This window comes from Modestobacter sp. VKM Ac-2978 (assembly GCF_026968025.1).
Taxonomy (GTDB): domain Bacteria; phylum Actinomycetota; class Actinomycetes; order Mycobacteriales; family Geodermatophilaceae; genus Modestobacter.
Genome location: NZ_JAPVBP010000001.1, coordinates 664876 through 686999, shown reverse-complemented (window position 1 = coordinate 686999; position 22124 = coordinate 664876). Strand labels below are relative to the sequence as shown.

Annotated in this window: 18 protein-coding genes and 1 tRNA gene; all 19 read right to left on the bottom strand. The window is 73.3% G+C overall.

What is annotated here, in order from left to right; translation table 11 throughout:
* Positions 1-58 precede the first annotated feature (58 nt).
* The 19 genes from O2W53_RS03250 to O2W53_RS03160 all read right to left on the bottom strand — a co-directional run bounded on the left by O2W53_RS03250 (position 59) and on the right by O2W53_RS03160 (position 22076).
* Positions 59-1324, bottom strand: a complete 1266-nt coding sequence (locus tag O2W53_RS03250; protein ID WP_269161598.1) for a hypothetical protein — start codon at positions 1322-1324, stop codon at positions 59-61.
* Positions 1321-2901 carry a right-handed parallel beta-helix repeat-containing protein gene (locus O2W53_RS03245; protein ID WP_269161597.1) on the bottom strand — a complete coding sequence of 527 codons (1581 nt, stop codon included), beginning with the start codon at positions 2899-2901 and terminating at the stop codon, positions 1321-1323. Before O2W53_RS03245 ends, O2W53_RS03250 begins: the two co-directional genes overlap by 4 nt.
* Positions 2898-3536 (bottom strand): arsenate reductase/protein-tyrosine-phosphatase family protein, encoded by a 639-nt coding sequence (locus O2W53_RS03240; RefSeq protein WP_269161596.1) that lies wholly within the window; start codon positions 3534-3536, stop codon positions 2898-2900. The genes O2W53_RS03245 and O2W53_RS03240 overlap by 4 nt, the downstream gene beginning before the upstream one ends.
* Entirely contained in the window at positions 3533-4900 is a 1368-nt protein-coding gene (locus O2W53_RS03235) for a polysaccharide biosynthesis tyrosine autokinase (RefSeq protein ID WP_269161595.1), read from the bottom strand. Before O2W53_RS03235 ends, O2W53_RS03240 begins: the two co-directional genes overlap by 4 nt.
* Before the next feature lie 268 nt (positions 4901-5168).
* Positions 5169-6539, bottom strand: coding sequence for a hypothetical protein (locus tag O2W53_RS03230; protein ID WP_269161594.1), 1371 nt, complete (start codon positions 6537-6539; stop codon positions 5169-5171).
* A gap of 67 nt (positions 6540-6606) precedes the next feature.
* Entirely contained in the window at positions 6607-7725 is a 1119-nt protein-coding gene (locus O2W53_RS03225) for a glycosyltransferase (RefSeq protein WP_269161593.1), read from the bottom strand.
* 13 nt (positions 7726-7738) lie between these two features.
* The gene (locus O2W53_RS03220; RefSeq protein ID WP_269161592.1) at positions 7739-8581 is read right to left on the bottom strand and encodes a WecB/TagA/CpsF family glycosyltransferase; all 843 of its coding nucleotides are present in this window, start codon (positions 8579-8581) and stop codon (positions 7739-7741) included.
* Positions 8578-9123 carry a serine O-acetyltransferase gene (locus O2W53_RS03215; protein WP_269161591.1) on the bottom strand — a complete coding sequence of 182 codons (546 nt, stop codon included), beginning with the start codon at positions 9121-9123 and terminating at the stop codon, positions 8578-8580. Before O2W53_RS03215 ends, O2W53_RS03220 begins: the two co-directional genes overlap by 4 nt.
* A 329-nt stretch (positions 9124-9452) precedes the next feature.
* On the bottom strand, positions 9453-11489 hold the full coding sequence (locus tag O2W53_RS03210; RefSeq protein ID WP_269161590.1) for a DUF7402 domain-containing protein: 2037 nt from the start codon (positions 11487-11489) through the stop codon (positions 9453-9455).
* 127 nt (positions 11490-11616) lie between these two features.
* On the bottom strand, positions 11617-13092 hold the full coding sequence (locus O2W53_RS03205) for a sugar transferase (RefSeq protein ID WP_269161589.1): 1476 nt from the start codon (positions 13090-13092) through the stop codon (positions 11617-11619).
* A gap of 244 nt (positions 13093-13336) precedes the next feature.
* Positions 13337-13924, bottom strand: coding sequence for an aminoacyl-tRNA hydrolase (gene pth, locus O2W53_RS03200; protein ID WP_269161588.1), 588 nt, complete (start codon positions 13922-13924; stop codon positions 13337-13339).
* A gap of 89 nt (positions 13925-14013) precedes the next feature.
* A complete protein-coding gene (locus O2W53_RS03195) occupies positions 14014-14709 on the bottom strand; it encodes a 50S ribosomal protein L25/general stress protein Ctc (protein WP_269161587.1) in 696 nt (231 codons plus the stop codon).
* Between the two features lie 400 nt (positions 14710-15109).
* Positions 15110-16090: a ribose-phosphate diphosphokinase gene (locus O2W53_RS03190; protein ID WP_269161586.1), complete on the bottom strand. Its 981-nt coding sequence runs from the start codon at positions 16088-16090 to the stop codon at positions 15110-15112.
* On the bottom strand, positions 16087-17622 hold the full coding sequence (gene glmU, locus O2W53_RS03185) for a bifunctional UDP-N-acetylglucosamine diphosphorylase/glucosamine-1-phosphate N-acetyltransferase GlmU (protein ID WP_269161585.1): 1536 nt from the start codon (positions 17620-17622) through the stop codon (positions 16087-16089). The genes O2W53_RS03190 and glmU overlap by 4 nt, the downstream gene beginning before the upstream one ends.
* Before the next feature lie 51 nt (positions 17623-17673).
* Positions 17674-17749 (bottom strand) — tRNA-Gln (locus tag O2W53_RS03180).
* Positions 17750-17876: 127 nt separating this feature from the next.
* On the bottom strand, positions 17877-18845 hold the full coding sequence (locus tag O2W53_RS03175) for a 4-(cytidine 5'-diphospho)-2-C-methyl-D-erythritol kinase (protein WP_269161584.1): 969 nt from the start codon (positions 18843-18845) through the stop codon (positions 17877-17879).
* Between the two features lie 67 nt (positions 18846-18912).
* On the bottom strand, positions 18913-19905 hold the full coding sequence (gene rsmA / locus O2W53_RS03170) for a 16S rRNA (adenine(1518)-N(6)/adenine(1519)-N(6))-dimethyltransferase RsmA (protein ID WP_269161583.1): 993 nt from the start codon (positions 19903-19905) through the stop codon (positions 18913-18915).
* A complete protein-coding gene (locus tag O2W53_RS03165) occupies positions 19796-20896 on the bottom strand; it encodes a resuscitation-promoting factor (protein WP_269161582.1) in 1101 nt (366 codons plus the stop codon). The genes rsmA and O2W53_RS03165 overlap by 110 nt, the downstream gene beginning before the upstream one ends.
* A 346-nt stretch (positions 20897-21242) precedes the next feature.
* Complete coding sequence (locus tag O2W53_RS03160; RefSeq protein ID WP_269161581.1) at positions 21243-22076, bottom strand: hypothetical protein; 834 nt, start codon at positions 22074-22076, stop codon at positions 21243-21245.
* Between the last annotated feature and the right edge of the window lie 48 nt (positions 22077-22124).

Genomic DNA, 22124 nt, shown 5'->3' with positions numbered 1-22124 from the left:
CCTGGTTGTCGGGGGCCGCACACGGCGCGCCGGGTGCGCGCGGGAGCCGGCTCCCAGGTTAGCCCCGACCAGCTGCGCTGCGTCCGCCACGTGGACGTCCACCACGTGGACGCCCACGCTGCCCCCCGGTCGGCCCCGCAGGGGCGGTCGGCGGTCGGCTCCGGTCCAGCCCCAGCGCCACGGCCAGCAGGATCGCAGCGAAGACGCTGTTGAACGCCGAGACCGACAACGCGCTCAGCGTGATGAGCCCGAGCAGGGCCAGCACGTCCCGGACCGGTGTCCCGGACCGCCGGAGCGCCAGCCAGAACAGCGTGTAGAGGATCACCAGCCCCAGCAGCCCGTGGTCGAAGAGGGCGCGGAGCAGGAACGAGTGGAGGATCACCGAGTAGCAGGTGCCGGGGTCGGTCGAGCTGAACAGCACCGAGTAGAACGACAGGTTGCCGCAGGACCCGGGCGACAGCGGGGTCAGCGGGAACGAACCCGTGACGAACTCCCACACCGGCCAGTCGCGCACCTCGTAGAGGTAGGTGTCGAGGAAGTTCAGCCGGTCCAGCCGGACAGGGCCGTCGTCCGCGGCCCGCGCGGAGAACAGGGCGAGCACCCCGTAGCCGACGGCCACCACACCGGCGATGTGCAGCGGCCACGTGCGGTTGCTCGTGCGGACGTAGAGGAAGACGTAGATGCAGAGCAGACCCAGCGCGGCGCTGCGCGACCCGGAGAGCAGCACGGTCGCCGCCACCGCGAGGAACAGCAGGTCGCGCCACGCCGGCAGGTGGGGGTAGGCCAGGTAGAACAACCCGAGCAGCAGGATGAGCTCGAAGTTGTTCTCCATGAAGACGCCGGGGCGGTCGGACAGCCCCAGCACCACCGAGTAGCCGTACTTGAGCAGGAAGGCGGCCACCAGGAAGGTGGTGAACACGGCCAGCCGGCGACCGTCGAACACCTGCTTCCCGACGAAGAACGCCAGCACGACCAGGTAGAAGAAGGCCTTGTAGGCCTGCAGGTAGTCGGGGATGCTCGCCTCGCTGTAGACGACCATCAGCAGGGTCTTCACGAACAGGTACAGCCCACCGACGACGAGCAGCTTCACCGCGCCGCGCTCCACGCTCCGGGCCAGCAGCAGAGCCGTGGCCAGGAACGTGAGCTCGAGGATGGCTGTCGCCGGGGCGGCGTTGAACTGGCCGGGTGACAGCACACCGAGCAGGGCCAGCACGATGAACACGCCGTAGAGGACGCGCTCCACGGGCCTCGGCCCGGCCGATCCCACCCCGGTCGACGCGTCGCCGGCACCGGGAGCGGTCGGGGCGTGCGGTGCCGCGGTCATGTCAGCTCCAGCCCGATGCGGGACCGACCGCCGCCGGTGTTCTGCACCGCGATCGTCAGCTCGCCGCCGTCGTCGGTCACGGTGGCGCTGACCCGGTGGGCCCCCACCGCCGTCCCGAAGGCCGCACCGATCGTGTTGCCGACCGGGCCCAGCGCCGCCTGGACCGCCGCACCCTCGCGGAAGACCAGCACCGCGGCGTCGGCCGCGGCCCGGGCCCCCGTGGCCAGGTCCCGCGACACCATCCGCAACTGGAAGGCGCGGCCGGGTGACTCCGGGTCCACTGCATCGAGGACGAAGCTCCCGGACGCCGACCCGCCCGCGACGAGGTCGAGATCGGCGGCACCGACCCGGACCTGCGTACCCGACAGTCGCTGGACGCCAGCGACCCCGGCATTGAGCAGCGAGCTGTTGCGGGTACCGGCAGCACCGACGGCGATCGCCACCGGCGACGTCCGGCCGGTGAGGTCGTTGCCGGTGATGCTGACGTCCGTGCCGCCCTCGGCCCGCACGGCGACCGACGGCGACGGACGGCCGCCACCGTCGTCGTCCGCGCCGGAGTTGGTGCTGATGCCGGTCACGACCAGGGCGGTGCAGTCCTGGTGGAGCAGATGACAGTCCTCGGCCGAGGACTCTTCGGCCAGCCGGCCGTTGCGCCGGAACACCGCGCCGACCACCGTGGTGTGCGCGCATGCCTCGAACCGGGCACCGGTCAGCCCGTTCCGGTCCAGCACGCCGCCGAGGAGCACGTTGTGCAGCGCCTCCAGTGCGTGGACGCCGTGCCCGTCGTTCCACTCGATTTTGTTGCCGATGAACGTGTTGTCGTTGGCTCCCGGGCTCAACAGGATCCCGTCCCCGACGTTGGCGTTGACGAAGCAGCTCTGCACGATCGAGTCGACGAGGTCCTGCAGGCCGACGGTGTTCTCGTGCACCTGGCAGGCGGTGAGCACGCTGCCGCTGACGTAGCGGGCGTCGTACCCGACCGACGCGTCGACCATGGTGACCCGCTCCACGACCACGCCGATGCCGACCGGGCGGACGGCCGGCTGGTTACGGCCGTTGCCCTCGACGGCGATGTCGGCAACCGAGCCCCGCTCGCCGACGGTCAGCACCGGCGCGGTCTGCTCGGCCAACCGTGCGCGCAGCCGGGCGCCGCTGGTGGGCGCGCCGGTGTAGGTGCGTGCTGACGGCCCGGAGAGCGACTGCCCCGGGCGCAGCACGATGCCGTTGACCAGGTACAGCCCCTCGGGGAGCCACAGTCGCGCCCCCTCCGGGGCCCGGTCCACCAAGCGCTGGAGGGCGGAGGTGCTGTCCTGCTCCCCGCGGGGATCGACACCCGGGCCGCTGAGCACGACCACGCCCATGGGTGCGGTCGGGGACACTCCGCCGGAGTCCTGGGAGGCCCCGGTGACGGCCCCGGCGGTCGCGCCGGCGACCGTGCCCGCCAGGAGCCCGGCGACGAAGCCACGGCGACCCAGCCCACCCGCTGCCCGACCGCTGCCCTCGACACCGGTGCCCGCGGCCGACGGGTCTGCCGGTCGCTCGTCACCGGTCGGCGGCGTCCGGGGGGACCCGGTCACGGCTCTGTCCCACCGGGGAACGCAGCCAGCGCGAGCCGGTCGAGGATCGGGAGCAGGGCGTCGGCGACCGCCCGCCCCACGGCTGCGTGCACCTCCGGGGGCTGGCCGATCGGGTCCAGGACGTCGTCGGTCGCGCCTCCGGATCGACGTGACCGGGCGGCTGCCAGCTGCCGGACCAGACCCCGGCCGCGCTCGGCCGGGGTGCCGGCCCCGGACCCGGGTTCGGGGCCGACGAGCTCGAGCAGGTCCGCTGCCTCACGGAGGGTGAAGGTGCGGGCCATCGCCCGGGGTGCCCGGGCGAGGACCTCCTGCCGGTGGGCGCGGGTCATGGTGAGCGTCAGATCGGCCGAAGCCGCGATCCGACCGGTGAGCTGCCGCGCGCGGAACCCGGACGGGTCGCCACCCAGCTGCTGCAGCGCCCGAGCACTGGCCGGGTCCATCCCGGAGCCGGCCAGGGCCCGGGTGCCGGCGCTCACGACGTGGATGCCACCGGCCTCAGCCCCCAGGAGTTGGGCGAGGTGCGCGCGTGCCAGCCGCTCGGCCAGCGGCGACCGGCAGATGTTCCCGGTGCAGACCAGCAGGACCGTGCAGGTCGGGGCGCCGGCGGGTGGTGCGACCGGGGCCTCCCCCGTCACTTGTCCTGCCGCTGGAGGACGGGCGCCCCGGCTCGGGGTGGCGCACCCGGGCGCTCGGTACCGGGTGCCTGCCGGGGTCCGGCCAACGACGCCTCGGGCACCAGCTCGGCCGTCGGGTCGAGCTGTGTCGTCCGGTTGGCGGCGTAGCCGTACTCCAGGCCGTAGGCGTGGGCAGCAGCCAGGTCGCTCCGCAGCGGCACCAGGTTCAGCACCACTCCCAGCGTGGTGGCCCCGACGCCGCCCAGCGCCGCCACGGCCTCGCGCAGCTGGTCCTTGGTCGTGCTGCCGTGCCGGATCGACAGCAGCACGCCGTCCACGGATGCGGCCAGCGCTCGTGAGTCGGCGACGGGCAGCAGGGGGGCGGCATCCACCAGCACGTAGTCGTTGTCGCTGCGGAGCTTCGCCAGCAGCGCGGCCATCTGGCTCGACCCCAGCAGCCGGCTCGGGTTCGGCGGGGTCGGGCCGGCGGCGATGACGCGCAGCTGCCCCTCCCCGACCAGCTGGACGACGTCCTCCACGTCGGCCGTGCCGGTGAGCACGTTGGTGACACCCGCACCGCTCACCAGCCCCAGGTACTCGGTGACCTTCGGCCGCCGGAGGTCTGCCTCCACCACCGTCACCCGGTGGCCGGCCTCGGCCAGCGCGAGGGCCAGGTTGACCACCATCGTGGTCTTGCCCTCGCTGGGCACCGAGCTCGACACCATGATCACGGTGGGCGGTGCGTCCACGTTGAGGTACTGCAGGCTGGTCGCCAGCTGTCGGTACTGCTCGGCCGTCCGTGGGGCCACTCCGTCGAGAGTGTGGCCGGCGTGCAGCGCGTCGTCATGGAAGACGACCCCGGTGACCGGGGCACCGGCGATGTCCTCGGCGAGCTCCTGATCGGTGACCGTCCGGTCCAGCAGCACGCGGGCGATCGCCGCAGCACCACCCAGGACGAGGCCGAGGAGGACGCCGACCAGGGTGTTCTCCACGGCGAGCGGCGGGGATGGTTCGACCGCGACGTCCGGCCGGTCGGTGAGCTCGACGTTGACCGGCGCGTCGGCTTCATCGCCGCCGCTCTCCAGATCGGCCACCAGGGCCGGGAACGCCTGGCTCAGCGCGGCGGCGATCTCGTCGGCTCGTGCCGCCGAGGAGGAGGTCACCGTGACGTCGATCAGGACGGTCCCGGGGACGGTGGTCGCATCGATGCTCTCGGCCACCTCAGCGGCCGTGATGTCGGAGCCCAGTTCGCGGACGACCCGGGCGGCCAGCTCGTTGCCGGTCAGGAAGCCGGTGTAGGAGGCGACACGCTGCTGGGCGAACTGCCCGCCCTGGAAGGCGTCGGACGTCGTCCCGCTGCCCGCGGTGGAGACGAAGAACTGCATGCTGGTGGCGTAGCTCGGGCCCGCCAGAGCACTCAGCCCGAATCCCACGAGTCCGCCAAAAACCATTCCGGCCACAGTCCATCGCCAGCGAGTCCGCAATGCAGACCACACAGCCCTTGGTTCCACAGGGACCTCAATTCACACGAGTCAGGACCGCCCGAGAACGGGCGGGTACACCATTACGAATGGTGTCACGATCGGTACGGGAGAACTGTGTTCGTCCGACTGGTCCCCCTTCGAACGGGTGACGTCGTCACGAGGAGTCCGCTCAGCGCGGGGCGCCCTTCCGGGCACCGTCCACCTGGGGGTCGACCGGAAGCGTGCCGACTGCGGGCGTGATGCCTGCGGAAGCGACGCCAGCAGGGGTGACGCCTCCGGGGGTGACGCCTCCGGGGGTGACGCCTCCGGGGGTGACGCCTCCGGGGGTGACGCCGTCAGGAGCAACGACTGCCGGAGTGACCTCCCCGCGAAGCACGCGCCGCACGACGGGCAGCTGCACGAGGAGGGTGGAGAGCTGCGCCGACGCCACTGCGAGCGCGCCGCCCAGCGCGCCCAAGGCGTGCGGCAGCACGCTGACCCCGACGATGACCACCACCCCGCCCACGGCCGTGCCGCGGAGGATGAGCCGGGTCAGCCCCACCGGGGCCAGCACCGTGAAGTTGATCGACGAGGTCAGGGCGTAAAGGGCCAGGGCCAGTCCGAAGCAGCTGCTCACCCCGAACCCAATGCTGATCTCTCCGGCGAAGAGCACACCGTCCACCATCGGCAGGCCGACGGCGAAGGCGAGGCCGACGAGCGCCCCGCACCCGCCGGTCACCGCCACCGCCGTCCGCATCCGGGCGGCGAGGTCGGCTCTCGGCCCCTCGGACACCCAGCCCTGGAAGGCGTTGAACAGCGGCTGGATGCCGGACTGGGCCAGCCGCTGCACCCGGTCGCCACCGGCGAAGACGGGCAGCGCCGCGGGAGCAACGGCCGCCACGATGCTGGTCGGGAGGGCCAGGGTGAGGGCGAAGACGACGTCGGTGGCCGCAGCGGCGCGCTGCTGGCTCAGCACGGCCCGCACGTCCGACCGCGCCCGCCGGTCAAGTGACACGACACCCATCCGGTGGACCAGCCAGCTGATGGCGATGACCTGACCGACCAGGAAGATGATGGGGTACCAGAGCGGGTCCCAGGTGAGCAGCACGACCAGAGCGGCCAGCAGGAGGATGGCCAGCCGCGGGACCGTCTCGTACCGGGCTGCGTGCCCGGGACGGCCGGTGCCGACGAAGAACCACAGCGACGACATGCCGAAGGTGGACATCGCCACCGCGGTCAGCGCAGCCAGCAGCCGGTGCTCGTCGGGCGCCAGGAAGACGGCGGCGACTGCGACCAGCGGCACCAGGACGACGGCGATGACGAGCCGGGAGAGCACGCTCGTCCACAGCAGCCGGCCCCGCTCGTGCGCCGACAGCGGCACCAGCCGACTGGGGCCGACGAAGCCCCAGCCGTACTGCAGGACGGTGCTGGCCCCACCGCCCAGCGCCTGCCCCAGCGCGACAGCGGCCCAGCCCTGCGCGCCGCTCACCGAGGTGATGACCGGGATGAGCGCCACCGAGCCCAGCAGTGAGATCAGCGGGAGACCGGCGAACGAGGTCACCCGCCGCCACGGGACGGTGGGGGACGGCGCTCCGGGGACCCCGTCGGGGGACGTACCGGAGTCCTCGCTAGAGGACACAGCCGTGCTCAGCTGCCAGCTCGGACCAGGCGTCGGCGGTGGTCTCGATGGAGAAGCGGTCGATGTAGCGCTGCATGTCCGCCAGGGACGGCGTGCGGTCGAGTTCGGCGACCCGCTCCTTGAGCGCCAGGGCAAGCCCGTCGGCCTGACCGACCGGGAACAGACTGAGCATCTCCGGCCGGTGCCCGAGCACGTCAGAGATCTCGGTCGGGCCCATCGCCGCGGCGCTGAGCACCGGCACCCCCACGCCCATGGCCTCGAGCAGCACGAGACCGAGGGCCTCGGAGTGCGAGCCGTGCACGAGCAGGTCGGCGTGCCGGACCACCTCGTACGGCCGCGGCGTGCCGCCGTGCGCACGCACCGCGACCGGACCATCGGTGGGCAGCGAGTCCAGCCACCCCCGCAGCGGCCCCTCTCCCACGACGTGCCACTCGCATTCGACACCCGAGGCGAGCAGCCCCTCGTAGACGACGTCGAGCCCCTTGAGCGGCACCAGCGACCCCACCGTGGCCACGACCACCGGTCGGGTGCGGGACGGCGCGGTGGCGGTGTCGTCCTCGGCTGCGGCGCGCAACGCCGTGAGGTCGACGGCCGGGCTGATCACCCGCGGGCGGGTCGGCAGCCCGTAGGCCCGGACCATGGCGTCGGCGACGCGGTTGGTGTTGGCGACCACGACGTCCTTGCGCCGGAACACCCGCTTGACCAGCCGCTGCTTGAGGCGCCCGAGGGGGATGAACTGGGCGTGCTCGGAGGGGTCAAGGTCCTCGTAGTAGACGTAGGTGAAGTCGTCGTCGTCCCGCCGCTCGGCGAGCGCGCCGGCCAGGATGCTGGACCACAGGTGCAGCGCCACCATCGACTTCTCCCCGGTGCGGAACCGCGCGTCCAGCGTCCGCCGGAGCCGACGGGCGACCAGGGGCGTGAGCAGGTGGTCGTCCAGCCCCAACGACTCCACCGGGATGTCCGGGTGGAGCTCGGGGAGCAGGCCGCCGACGCGCTCGTGCAGCACCACGGCCGGGTGCGCCGAGCGCCGATGGAGGACGTTGGACAGCAGTACGGTCTGCCGCTCCGCACCCCCGAACCGGAGATGGGGTTGGACGCTGATCAGCAAGAGAGCTCCTCGTTCACGCGGCCGGCGCGTCGGCCGACGACGCTGCCGTGCCGGAGGTCGTCGCCGCCAGTGGCACGTGGCCACGGTGCACGACGTAGTCGGTCAGCCGGCGCCGGGCACGGAGCGCGCGGACGGCGTCGACGCTGTAGCGCCGCCATAGCCGCCTCGGCTCGCGGGCCAGCCGCACCAGCCAGTTGAGCTTGAGGGGATAGGCCCAGGCGGGGTAGTAGGTGCCGCCGGCGAACTGGTCGAGCCAGCCCCCGCAGGTCGCCACCAGCATGCGCGGGCTGCGCAGCGCCAGGGCGTACCGGTCCTGCAACGGCGCACCGAGACCGACGATGGCCACCTGGGCACGCGCGGCCAGCAGCTGCCGGCGGAGCTCCTCCGGCGCGGGCAGCCCGGTGTAGCCGTCCCGGACCAGGACGACGTTGTGCCCGTACTCGGCCTCGATCCTCGCGGCCACCTGGGCCAGCGTCCCCGGCGTGGAGCCGATGAGGGCGACCCGCAGCGGCGCGGCCGCTTCCAGCAGCAGCGGCAGCACGAGGTCGGCGCTCGTCCGCTCGGCGCCGGACCGGACCAGCCGGCAGAGCAGGATGCCGTCCAGCCCCAGGTAGTCGAACTCCTCGATGGGGGTGCCGGCCTGGAGCGACTGCAGCGCCGTGTAGTGGTTGAGCCACGTGACGACGCCCCCGGTGGGCAGGGCCAGGCTGGTCAGGAGCGTCTTCGCCAGCGCGGCCGCGGGCAGCTGCTCGGGCGCGATGACCGTGTCCAGAGCCGGCACGGAGACCAGCCGGTCGGCGGCACGGCCGATCGCGCCCGTCGGCGCTAGCGCGAAGTCGTCGGCCGCGGCGCTCACGCCAGCACCGGCGCATCTCCGACGACCCGCGCGGGCAGGCCGATGACCAGCTTCCCGGCCGGCACGTCCTTGACCACCAGCGAGCGGGCACCGAGGAAGGCGCCGTCCCCGATCGTGACCGGGCCCAGCACCGAGGCGTGCGCGCCGAGGTAGGCGCGGTTGCCCACCGTGGGTGCACCCGGCTTGGGGTAGGCCACCCCAAGCCCGGAGTAGGGCCCGAAGACGACGTCCTCACCCACCCGGGCGTTGCCGACGACGATGACCCCACGGCCGCCGTGGGCCAGGACGAGCCGCCGCCCGCAGGCCAGGGAGCCAGGTACCTCGCAGCTGAGCAGGAGCCTGGAGAACGCGACGAGCGGCAGGGACAGGAGTCGAACCACCGGGGCCACCGGGCCGCTCCCCCGCACGCCGAACTGGTTCACCCGGAAGATGGCGACCGCGATGACGCCGAGGACCCCTCCCCCACGACGGCGGTTCACCTCGGCGTCCTCGACGATCCACTCGACGAGTTCCCGCAGCCCCGCGGGATGGGTGGCAGCCATGTCACGTCCTCACTGAGCGCGCACTCGGCGACTCACTAATTCGACACTCGGGCCATTCCGCGATTGCGGAAGCCCCGGCGAGTCGAACCGACACTAAGTCGGGGAGCGCAATGCCATCGAGCGCTCGGTGCGGGACCCACTCGAACGAGTCACTAATTCGGCGAGATCCCCCCTTTCGGTTGACACCCACTCAGCGCACATTTCGGACCGTCACCAGGAATGCGAGGCCGGCTAGCGGGTGAGACGAGCACAGCCCCGGCGACACGTCGGTCGCCGGGGCCGTGGCACCGGGGTGTGGCGCCGCCGCTGATGGGCGGCACGCCGTGCGGTCAGTCGGTCGACGCGTCGACCGACTCCGCTGACCGGCCGCCCGACACGACCGGCGTCGGCTCGGCGGTCGGGTCCGCCATCCGCGGCTCCCGCGACGTCATCGTCGGCGCCGTCGTCATCGGCTCGGTCGGCGCCGTCGCCGTCGGCCCGGTCGGCGCCGCGGAGGGCTGCGGAGCGACCGGCACCTCCGGGGTCCCGCTGGGCGTGGACTCGGGCTCCGTCGTCACGACCGGCTCCGGCGTCGTGACGACCGGCTCGGTTCCCCACGTCTCGAGCTCGGCCAGGCCGACGTTCCCGGTCCAGTCGGAGACCGAGTCGACCGTCATCCGCACCGAGCTCGTGCTGCGCGCTGGGAAGGTCACCGTGGTGGCCGCCCCGTCGTTGGCCAACGACGGCACGCTCACCGTCGACCCGTCGGAGAAGGTCAGCGTCGCCCCCGTCACCTGGTCGTAGTCGTTCGGCCGGTCGTGCAGCACCACGGCGTTGAGCTCCACGGGGCCGGCCCACTCCAGCTGCAGCCACGCACCGGCACGCTCACCAGCGCTCGACCACTCCGCGGTGTGGTCACCGGGGTAGCCGTCCACCACACCGTCGACCGCCTTCACCGCGGTCTGCCCGTCCCAGACGTTCTCCGACGAGGCCGTCACCGTCGCCTGCCCGGCCACATTCGAACCGGCCGGCACCACTGGAGCCTCGGGCTCGGGGATGGCGCCCCACGCCTGCAGCTCGGCCAGGCCGACGTTGCGGGTCGTGCCGCTCACCGCGGTGACCGTGATCCGCACCGACGTGGTGCTGCGGGCGGGGAAGGTCACCGGGGTTGCGGCACCCGCGACGTCCAGCGTCGGAACCGTGACGGTGGACCCGTCGGAGAAGGTCAGCGTCGCCGCCGTCACCTGGTCGGACTGGTTCGGCCGGTCGTAGAGGACGACGCCGTTGAGCTCGACGGGGCCAACCCAGTCCAGCTGCAGCCACGCACCGGCACGCTCACCAGCGCTCGACCACTCCGCGGTGTGGTCACCGGGGTAGCCGTCCACCACACCGTCGACCGCCTTCACCGCGGTCTGCCCGTCCCAGACGTTCTCCGACGAGGCCGTCACCGTCGCCTGCCCGGCGAGGTTCTCCCCCGTGGGGACGCTCGGCTCCACCGGGAGGTCGACGTTGGTGTACTGCCGCACCAGCCAGTCACCCGAGCTCCCGTAAGCGCACTCCTCGGCGGTCTGGCACATCCCGGCGTCATAGGGGGCGTAGGCGAAGTAGGCCTGCTGCTTGGCGGCCAGATCATCACCGGAGACGTTCGCGGGCAGCGCCGTGCTGGTGTAGCCGAGGTAGCCGGCGAACGGAACACCGGGGGCGCCGGCAGCGCTGGCCTCCTCGACCAGCCGGCCGACGGCGTGGTGATCGCTGTGGTCTCCGTCGCCGTACTCCCCCTGCTCGTCCAGGGTGCGGATCGTGGTCGGCGAGGCCGAGGCGATGACGCCGGCCAGCGTGGCGACCAGCTCCGAGCGGGTGTAACGCTGCACCGGCCTGTCGAGGGTCTCCAAGGACCCGGCCACCCCCAGCTCCAGCTGCTCGAGGCTCTTGTAGCTCGAGCGCTCGCTGCCGGCGCCGTCGGCGTAGCCGTCGGGCAGCCGGAAGAAGTACAGCTGCACGGAGGGGCGCGCCGTGAGCGTCGTGCGGGTGACCGACTTGCCGGCGACGGTGACCCGGTCCGTCGTCCAGGCGTCTGCGACGCCGGCCATCCGGGCGTACGCGGCCCGGACGCCGACCTCGCGACCCTGGTAGTAGGTGTCCTCGCCACCGGCGTCACCGGACGTCACGTAGACCGTCGTGGAGCAGTCGCCGGAGGCGATGCCCTGGAGGACCGCGGGGTTCATGAAGAACAGGTCGTCGTCAGGGTGGGCGACGAGGTTGACCGAGGACGCGCTGCAGCCAGCAGCCTGGGCCGGGGAGGCGAGGAAGCCGGTCGCGGTCGCGGTCGCGGTCGCGACCAGCGCCACCAGCCCGGTGACCAGTGCCCGCGCTGCCGCACGACGCACGGGTCGCTCGGCGGACCTCGGGCGGGTTGAACTGCGGAGGAACCGTGCGCCGGTCACGAGCCAGCCTTCCTGGGTGTGCGGACGAGCAGTGCGGCGGGAGCGGGTGGCAGGGGCCGCCACCCCGGGGTCAGTACGCGCCACGGGAGGCCAGCACGGCGGACGCCGTCTTCCAGATGATCTTGAGGTCCATCGCCAGCGTCCAGTTCTCCACGTACCGCAGGTCCAGGCGCACGGCCTCCTCCCACGCCAGGTCGCTGCGCCCGGAGATCTGCCAGAGCCCGGTGAGGCCTGGCTTGACGAGCAGACGGCGGCTGACCGAAGAGTCGTACTGGGCGACCTCGGCGGGCAGCGGCGGCCGGGGGCCGACCAGCGCCATCGAACCGCCGAGCACGTTGAGCAGCTGCGGGAGCTCGTCCAGCGAGAGGCGGCGAAGCCAACGGCCCACCGGGGTGACCCGCGGGTCGACGCGCAACTTGAACAGCAGGCCATCGGACTGGTTCTGGCCGTGCAGCGCGGCACGACGCTCATCCGCGTCCACCACCATGCTGCGGAACTTGAGCATGGTGAAGCGGCTCCCGTTGACGCCCACCCGCTCCTGCCGGTAGAGCACCGGGCCCGGGCTGGTCAGGGCGACGGCCAGACCGATGGCCAGGAAGAGCGGGGCGGCGAGCACCAGGGCGACGAGTGCGGCCGAACGATCGACCACGCCCTTGACCACACGCCGCCACCCCTCGAACTTCGGCTGCTCGACCGAGAGGAGCGGGAGACCCTCGAAGGGGCGGATGTGCAGCCGGGGGCCGGCGACCTCGATCAGGCCGGGCGCGACGAGCAACTCCAGGTCAGTGCCCTCGAGCTGCCAGGACAGCTGGCGCAGGTACTCCGCCGCCGTCTCGCTGGCCGAGGTCACCGCCACCGTGTCGGCGCCGAGCCTGCGGGCCATCTCCAGGACGTCGTCGAGTCCGCCCACCGGCAACTCGGTCAGCTGGGCAACGCGGCTCCGGTCGGCGGCGGTGACGCAGGTGCCGACCACCTGCAGTCCGGCGAACCGTTCCCGGGTCAGCTGGTCGACCAACCCCAGCACGGCCCCACCCCGACCGACGACGATCACGCGCTTCAGGCAGCGGCCCCGGTCGCGCAGGGCGCGGAGCACACGCCGCGCCGCGGCGTGCGCCAGGACGCTGATCAGCGCCAGCATCGGGACGCCGAACACCACCAGTGCACGGCCCACGTAGAGCTGCGCCGCGTAGAAGGCGAACCCGGAGAAGGCCAGCAAGACGAGGGCCGCACGGGCGATGCGCAGGTACTCGTCGCTGCCGGTGCCGAGGAACCGTGCGGAGTAGGCGCCGGTCGCAGCGAGGAGCAGCGGCCACATCGGCACCAGCACCACGAAGGCCGGGAAGAGGATCGGGTCCGTGACCGTCGGTTGGAAGAACCCGACGACGAGCACGCCGGCCAGAACGGCGGCCAGGATGTCCAGCAGGACCAGCGTGGCGGCGTAGCGGGGCGGCCACGTCGACGGCCCGCGCAGCTGCGGGGCCTCCTGTACGGCGGGAGCGCTGGGACTCACGACGTTCAGCACTGCCGTCCCGGGCGTGCTGCTCATTTCTGCCGTCGTCCTCACTGCGTTCAACACAGCTGGCCCCCTTGACTCGCCGATGATCACCGTCCGTGGTCGGCAGAGGTCAGCTGTCACTCGCTGGGGTGTCCAGCTGGCAACGTCGTGACTCACTGCAACCGCGAGGATCACCATCACGGACCGTGATCGGCGACTCAAGCGCCTGCCGGCGGGTTCACCCGTTGGAACACGGGAGTCACCCGAATGCACGCACCGAGGGTGACCGGCGGGGTCAGCTGCGGGGGTGGACGACGTTCTGCGCAGCCTCCAGGCCGCGCTCGAGCAGCAGCTCGGTGGCGTCGGCGGCCTCGCCGATGAACAGCTCGAGCGTCTTGCGCTCGGTCGCCGAGAAGTCCTTGAGGACGTAGTCGGCGGGGTCCTGCCGACCGGGCGGCCGGCCGATCCCCGCTCGGACCCGCAGGTAGTCGCGGGTGCCGGTGGAGCGGGAGATGGAGCGCAGGCCGTTGTGCCCGCCCTCGCCGCCACCGCGCTTGAGCCGCACCACCTCGTAGTCGAGGTCGAGCTCGTCGTGCACCACGACCAGGTCGGTGGCGGGCAGGTGGTGGTAGTCGAGCAGCCCGCGGACCGGGCCGCCGGACTCGTTCATGTACGTGGAGGGCACCGCCAGCACCACCCGCCGGCCGGCGAGCCGGCCCTCACCGGACAGCGACCGGGCACGGGGCCCCTTGCCGGGTGACAACCGGACGCCGGCCCGGGCGGCCAGCTCGGCCAGCACCATCGCCCCGACGTTGTGCCGGTTGCCGGCGTAGCCGGGGCCGGGGTTGCCCAGCCCGACGACCAGGAACGGCCCCTCCGACACCGGGGGTGCGGGGGCGGGCGCGGGAGACGCCGCAGGGGCGCCGGCGGTGCCGGCGCCCCTGCGGGTCGTGCTCTCGGTCAGCGGACCGGTCAGGCGTCGCTGGACTTCTCGGCGGAGTCCATCGACTCGCCGCTGCCCTGGTCCTGCGGCTCCGGGACGACGTCGCCGTCGGCGTCGGACTCGTCGCGCTCGATGCCGGCCTCGGCCTCGGCCTCTTCCAGCTCGGCCTCCAGCTCGGCGGCGGTCGGGGCACCCAGGAAGCCGATGACCAGCGCCTCCGGGTCGGTGATCAGCGCCGCGCCGGCCGGCAGCGGCAGGTCGCCGGCGGTGATGCCGTTGCCCGCGGTGCGGCCGGTGATGTCGACCTCGATCGTCTCCGGCAGGTCGGTGGCGTCGGCCTCGACGAGGACGCTGTTCAGCTGGTGGTTGCTGATCGTGTCCGGGGCCGGCTCGCCGACGATCAGGACGCGGACCTCGACGGTGGTCTTCTCACCGCGGCGGACCAGCAGCAGGTCGACGTGCTCGTGGATGCGGGTGATCGGGTCCCGCTGGATCGCCTTGGTCAGCGCCAGCTGGTCCTTGCCGTCCATCTCGATGGTCAGCAGCACGTTGGTGCCGCCGTTGCGCAGGGCCGCGGCGAACTCGCGGGCCGGCAGCGACAGGTGGACGACGTCCTGGCCGTGCCCGTACAGGACGGCGGGGACGCGGCCCGCGCGGCGGGTCCGGCGGGCACTGCCCTTGCCGAACTCGGTGCGGGTCTCGGCGGCGAGGCGGAATTCAGCCACGGTGGTGTGCTCCTCAACAGGTGGATCGGGTCTGTGTGCTCAGCGCACGAGCGCGGCACACCCCTGGAGGGCAGACGCACGTCGATCACGGAGTCGGAGAACCGCTCCCTCGCCGGGCAACTCCACGAGCGTACCTGAGCGCAAGTGCCCCCCGAGACGGGGACGTACCAACGCCACCAGCGGACGATCCCAGCGCCACCAGCGGGCGGACCCCGGACCCATCGCCCGAAGGGCGTCTGCCGATCCCGGCGCGGGGCCGCAGGCTCCCGCCGGGATCGGCAGGTGGGTCCGTCCGCGACGCCGGCACGGGGCCCGGAGGGTCCCTGCCGACGCCGCGGGCAACGGCTCAACTCACGTCGGGAACGCCTCCTGGCCGCGTTGCGGCCCGGAGGGTCGCAAATTAACTCGCCCCACCGAACAAGCTCGTCACCGAGCCGTCCTCGAAGACCTCCTTGATCGCCCGGCCGAGCAGGGGGGCGATGGAGAGCACGGTCAGCTTGTCGAAGCGACGCTCGGGCTCGATGGGCAGCGTGTTGGTGATGATCACCTCGCTGACCCGGCTGTTCTTCAGGCGGTCGACCGCGGGGCCGGAGAGCACCCCGTGGGTGGCGGCGATGATGACGTCGGCGGCGCCGGCCTCGAACAGCGTCTCGGCGGCCTTGGCGATCGTGCCGCCGGTGTCGATCATGTCGTCGACCAGGATGCAGACGCGCCCTTCGACCTCACCGACGACCCGGTTGGCGACGACCTCGTTGGGCCGGGTGACGTCGCGGGTCTTGTGGATGAAGGCCAGCGGGGTGCCGCCGAGCTTGTCGCTCCACCGCTCGGAGACGCGGACCCGGCCGGAGTCCGGGGAGACGACGGTGAGGTCGCAGTGGCCCCACTTGCGCTTGACCTCCTCGATGAGGAGGTCCATGGCGAAGAGGTGGTCGACGGGCCCGTCGAAGAAGCCCTGGATCTGGGCGGTGTGCAGGTCGACGGTCATCAGCCGGTCGGCGCCGGCGGTCTTGTACATGTCGGCGACCAGGCGGGCGGAGATCGGTTCGCGGCCGCGGTGCTTCTTGTCCTGCCGGGCGTAGGGGAAGAACGGGGCGACGACGGTGATCCGCTTGGCCGAGGCGCGCTTCAACGCGTCGACCATGATCAGCTGCTCCATGAGCCAGGTGTTGATGGGTGCGGTGTGGCTCTGCACCACGAAGGCGTCGCAGCCGCGCACCGACTCCTCGAACCGCACGAACAGCTCACCGTTGGCGAACTCGTAGGACGAGGTGGGGGTGGGGGTGACGCCGAGGTGCCCGGCGATCTCCATCGTCAGCTCGGGGTATGCCCGGCCGGAGAAGAGCATCAGGCTCTTGTTGGTGGTCTGCCTGATCGCGCTCATGATCGCCCCTGCTGGTCGTCGTCCGTAGCGGCCGGGGGCCGGTCCGCGGACTCGGTGGTCCGTGTGTCGGTGGCTGCGGCGGCCGCTGCGTCGTCGGCCGCTGCTGCTGCCTCTGCGCCGGGGGTGCCCGGACGGCGCCGCGCGACCCAGCCTGCCACATTGCGCTGGCGGGCCCGGGCGACGGCCATGGCCCCGGGCGGGACGTCGGTGGTGATCACGGAACCGGCTGCGGTGTAGGCGCCGTCCCCCACGGTGACCGGCGCCACGAGCATGGTGTCCGACCCGATCCGCACGTGGTCGCCGACCGTGGTGCGGTGCTTGTCGACGCCGTCGTAGTTGACGAACACCGTCGCTGCACCGATGTTGCTGTGCTCCCCGATGGTCGCGTCGCCGACGTAGGACAGGTGCGGCACCTTGGAGCCCTCACCGAGCTCGACGTTCTTGGTCTCGACGTAGGCCCCCACCTTCGCCCCGCGGCCCAGCCGCGTGCCCGGGCGGAGGTAGCTGAACGGGCCGACGGTCGCCGCCGGGCCGATCTCGGCCAGCTGGACGTGCGACCGGACCACCGACGCCCCCTCCCCCACCTCGGTGTCGGTCAGCGTCGTGTCCGGCCCGACGACCGCGCCAGCAGCGATGGTGGTCGCGCCGAGCAGTTGCGTGCCGGGGTGCACGACGACCTCCGCCGCCACCTCGACGGTCACGTCGACCCAGGTGGTCTGCGGGTCCACCACGACCACCCCGGCCCGCATGAGGTCGTCGAGCACCCGGTCGTTCATCGTGCGGCGCCGGGCGGCCAGCTCACGCTGGTCGTTGCAGCCCAGGGTGTCGTCGGGGTCGGCCGCCCGGTGCCCGCCGACCGGGGCGCCGTCGGCCACCAGCAGACCGAGGACGTCGGTCAGGTACTGCTCGCCCTGGTCGTTGGCGGCCCCGACCCTGGTCAGCGCCTCCCGGACGGCGGCGGCATCGCCGATGTACACCCCGGCGTTGACCTCCCGGATCGCCCGCTGGGCGTCGTCGGCGTCCCGCTCCTCGACGATCGCCCGCACCGCGCCGCCGGAGTCCCGGACGATCCGCCCCAGGCCGGTCGGGTCGGCCACCTCGGCAGTGAGCACGGTGAGCACGTCGCCGGCCTGCTGGTGCGCCCGGACCAGTGCGGTCAGCGTCTCCTCGCGCAGCAGCGGCGCGTCCCCGTTGAGGATCAACACCGCACCGGTCACCTCCGTGAGCGCGTCCAGCGCGACCGCTGCGGCGTGCCCGGAGCCCAGCTGCTCCTCCTGCACGACCGGCAGCGCCCCCGGCGCGACCGCGCTGAGGTGCTCGGCCACCGCCTCCCGCCCGGATCCGACGACGACGACGGTCTGGGTGGCTCGCAGCGGGGCGGCCGCCGCCAGCACGTGCCCCAGCAGCGAGCGGCCGCCGATCGGGTGCAGCACCTTGGGCATGCGCGAGCGCATCCGCGTCCCCTGCCCGGCGGCGAGGACGACGACGGCGCCGACGGCGCCGTCCGTGGTGGGGGTGTCCTGCAGGGTCACGGAACGAACTCCTCGCGATGGCGACGGTTGGCGGCGCGCGTGGGCGCTGACTGGCTGGGGGACTCGGACTCGAACCGAGACTGCACGGCTCCAAAGGCCGGCGGGCTGCCGATTACCCCATCCCCCATCAACCGGGCCGCCGGGGCAGAACCACGGCGGCCCACCCTGAGCCTAGGGCCGAGGTCGGGAGCGGGCACCCAGGCCCGCCCCCCGGGACGTCGGACGGCGGCTGGACGGACCCGGTCGGGCGGGGATCAGCCCACCAGGCGGGCGCCGTGGACCGGGCCGTGCACGGCCCGCACGGTCCGGAACACCCCGGCACCGGAGAGCTCGTCGGCCAGCCGGACGGCGCCGTCCTCGTCCTCGGCCAGCGCGGCGACCGTCGGGCCGGAGCCGCTGACCAGAGCCGCCCGGGCCCCGGCCTCGGTCGCGACCCGCATCGCCCGGTCCAGCTCCGGGCGCAGCCGGAGCGCCGGCGCCTGGAGGTCGTTGTGCAGCGCGGCCGCCAGCGCCGACGCCGGACCGCTGTGCAGCGCGGCGAGCACCGGCCCGGTGGCGGCCATCAGCTCGCCGTCCGGCAGGGTGCCGGCTGCCCGCTGGGCGTCCAGCTCGCCGTACACGGTGGGGGTCGACAGCCCCTCCCCGGCGATGCCGAGCACCCAGTCCCAGCGCCGGCGGGCCAGCACCGGCGTCAGCCGCTCGCCGCGTCCGGTGCCCAGCGCGACCCCGCCGAGCAGGCTGAAGGGGACGTCGCTGCCCAGCACTGCGGCGAGGGCGGCCAGGTCGCCGCGGGTCGCCCGGGTCCCCCACAGTGCGTCGAGCGCCACCAGCGTGGCCGCGGCGTCGGCGCTGCCGCCGGCCAGCCCGGCCGCGGCCGGGATCGACTTGTCGACGGTCAGGTGCGCGTCGGCCGCCACCCCGGCGTGCCGGGCGAGCAGCTCGGCGGCCTGCCAGACCAAGTTGCGCCGGTCGGTGGGCACGCTCGCCGGGCCGGCGCTGCTCCCGGTGCCCTCGCCGCGGACGGTGAGCGAGAGCCCCTCGGCGCGGCGGACGGTGACCGTGTCGAACAGCGACACGGCGAGGAAGACCGTCTCCAGCTCGTGGAAGCCGTCGGCCCGCAGCGGCTTCACGCCGAGGTGCACGTTGACCTTCGCCGGCGCCCGCGCCGTGACGGCGCCGTTGCCGGCGAGCCGGCCGGGGCCACCTGCGGTCGCGTTGCTCACCGGGTCATCCTGCCCGCCGGTCCACCGTCGTCCACCGGTGCACCCTGCCTCCCGGCCGCGGCACGCGCTACCGCTCCTCCGCGGTGACCGGGTCGGTGGCCGCCAGCCGGGCGAAGTCGGTGACCGACAGCTGCTCCCCCCGCGTGGTCGGGTCGATGCCGGCGGCGCGCAGCCGGACCTCGGCGGCGGCCGGGCTGCCGGCCCAGCGGGCCAGCGCCGCGCGCAGGCCCTTGCGACGGGTGGCGAAGGCCGCGTCGATGACGGCGAAGGTGGCCGCCCGGTCGCCGTCCGGAGCCGGTCGGCGGGTCAGCGCGACCAGCCCGGAGTCGACGTTGGGCACCGGCCAGAAGACCGGCCGCGGGACGTTGCCGGCCCGCCGGACGTCGGCGTACCAGGCGGCCTTGACGCTGGGCACCCCGTAGGCGGGTGTGCCGGGCGCGGCGGCGAGCCGGTCGGCGACCTCGGCCTGCACCAGCACCAGCGAGGTGCGGATGGTGGGCACCAGCTCCAGCAGGTGCAGCAGCACCGGGACGGCGATGTTGTAGGGCAGGTTGGCCACCAGGGCCGTGGGCGGGGGGCCGGGCAGCTCCTGCACCCGGAGGGCGTCCGCGGTCACCACGGTGAGCCGCCCGGCCACGTCCGGGGCCCGCTGGGCGACGGTCACCGGCAGCTGGTCGGCCAGCCGGGGGTCGATCTCCACGGCGGTCACGTGCGCGCAGGCGGGCAGCAGCCCGAGGGTCAGCGACCCGAGGCCCGGCCCGACCTCGCAGACGACGTCGTCGTCCTGCAGGTCGGCCGTCCGGACGATCTTGCGGATCGTGTTGGCGTCGTGCAGGAAGTTCTGCCCGAGGGTCTTGGTCGGTCGCAGGTCCAGCTGCTGGGCCAGCTCGCGGATGGCCGCGGGGCCCAGCAGCGCGTCGGCCCGCTCCGGGGTGTCGCTCAGGTCCGGCTCACCCGAACAGGCGGGGGCCGCAGTGCGGCCACTGCCCCGCGCCGGAACGGGCGTACAGCATCTGCGCCCGCATGGTCTGCTCCTCGGCCGACGCGGCGGCCGGGTCACCGCTGCCCCCGACGGCGGCCCAGGTGCCCGTGGAGAACTGGTACATGCCGCGGTACTTGCCGGTGCCGCTCACCGCGGTGGGCCGGCCACCGGACTCGCAGGCGGCCAGCGCGCCCCAGTTCAGGCCGTCGGCGCTGACGACGGCGGCCGGTGCAGCCGGCTTCTCCTTGGTGCCGACGGCCACCTGCTGGTCGACCGCCGGCGTGCTGACCTCGACACCCAGCTGCTCGCGGCCGGTCTCGACCCCGTCGGTGGCGGTGACCCGCCAGGTGACCGTCTGCGCGCCCTCGACCCCCGGCTGGGTGACCGTGCGCTGCCCCTGGAAGGCGTTCGGGTCCGGCGTCTCGACGGTCGCGTAGTCCAGCGGCTGGACCTCGGTCACGTCGGTGACGACGACCCGGGTGACCCGCAGGACCATCGCGTCCAGCAGCGGCTGCTGCGGGTAGATCGAGGTGCGGTCGGTGGCCGACAGGGCGATGCCCTGCTCGGCCAGCAGGTCACCGGCGGTCGCCGCGGTGGTGGTGACCACGCGCTGCTGGCCGTCCGCGATCAGCGTGACGTCCTTGTTCGTGGTGATGGCGAGGTCCATGCCGTCCAGCGGCAGGCGCTGGCTGCGGCTGGCGGAGAGCACCAGCTCGTCGGTGCGGTACCCGAGCTCGGCGAGCGCGCCGTCGACCGAGAGGGCCGTCGTGTAGACGTCGGTGCGCACCCCGTCGACGGTCAGCGTCAGTGGCCGGGCGCGGTTGAGCACGATCGTGGCGCCGTCGCCGATCGCGTCGCCGGGGTCGGGCAGGACGACGTCCTGCGACGCGGGCTCCAGGCCCTCGTCGGCCAGCACCTCAGCGGCCGTGCCGGCATAGGTGCGCACCTCGCGCGACTGGCCGTCGACGGTCAGGGTCACCGTCTTCTGGGCAGCGAAGTAGGCAGCGGAACCGCCCACCAGGCCCAGCAGGACCAGGGTGAAGAGAATCGACTTCAGCGATCGGTGCACAACACATCCACGGGTCACGGGGCCCGGGCAGGGGAACGAGGGCGACAGCCGACGGACCTGACCCGGGGGGCGGCGCCCATCACCGTGCGGCCCGACGAGCTCCGGGACCGGGAACGGTCACCCGGGCAGGAACGAGCGCCCAGGTGTTCCCCACCCCGGCTTGTCGGTCACGGCACGATAACGAACGCCTGACGGAAGAGAACGGTGCGAGATCAAGAAACCACCATGTCGACTCAGCCCTCTGCAGGCGCGCCGACACGGTGAGTGAGAACGCGCCATGAGAGTGCGGAGTCGACACGATCGTGGCCGTGCGCAAGGCCACAGCCGGCCGTGCGCCCGAAGCGCCTCAGGCCAGCGCGGGCGAGGTCTGCCGCACCGGGCGCAACCAGGTCACCAGGAAGCCGGCCACCACCAGTCCGGCGATGACCGCGGAGAACCCGCCCGCGACGAGGGCCACCGGCAGCAGCCCGGCGCCGTCGGAGCTCACCTGGTCGCCGAGCTCGATCGCGGCGCGGAGCAGCAGCGCCCCCAGCGGCAGCAGGGCGAGCACGCTGGCCGCGGCGACCGACAGGTGCGCGGTCCAGGTGCGCTGCGCCTCGTCGACCGGCACGTCGGCACCCTCGGCGGGGAGCGGGCGCAGCCACACCCGCAGCAGGGCGGCCTCGGCGAGCAGCCAGCCGGCCAGCGGCACCGCCGTCGCGGTCGCGACGACCGGCGACGCCAGGTCCTCGACCTGCAGCAGGGCGGTGAGCACCACCCCCGCGACCGCGGCGCGCATGGTCCACAGCAGCCAGAGCGAGATCTGCTCCGACCGCCGCGGTCGGCGCGCCGGGCTGGCCGTCGCCCAGCGCGGCCGCGGCCGGGTCGCCTCGGCCAGCAGCACGCCGGCCAGCAGGCCCACGGCGAGGGCGGGCACCCAGAGGAAGACCGACGCCTCGGCGAACAGCACCACCGTGCTGACCACCAACGCCAGCCCGAGCAGCAGCCCGAGGAGCCGCACCCGGTGGGCGTGGGTGGCCTGACGGGCCAGTTGCGCGGTCGCCTCCGGCGTCACCGGGACGAACTCGACACCGGCGGAGGCGACGGCCCGGCGACCGGACGCGAGTGACCAGCCCCGGGCCAGCATGGCGGCCGGGACCATCAAGGCGATGAAGAGCACGACGGCGATGAGGCGGCCCACTCCCCCAGTGTGCCCCGGTTCAGCTGGCCGGGGGGCGGCCCACCCGCC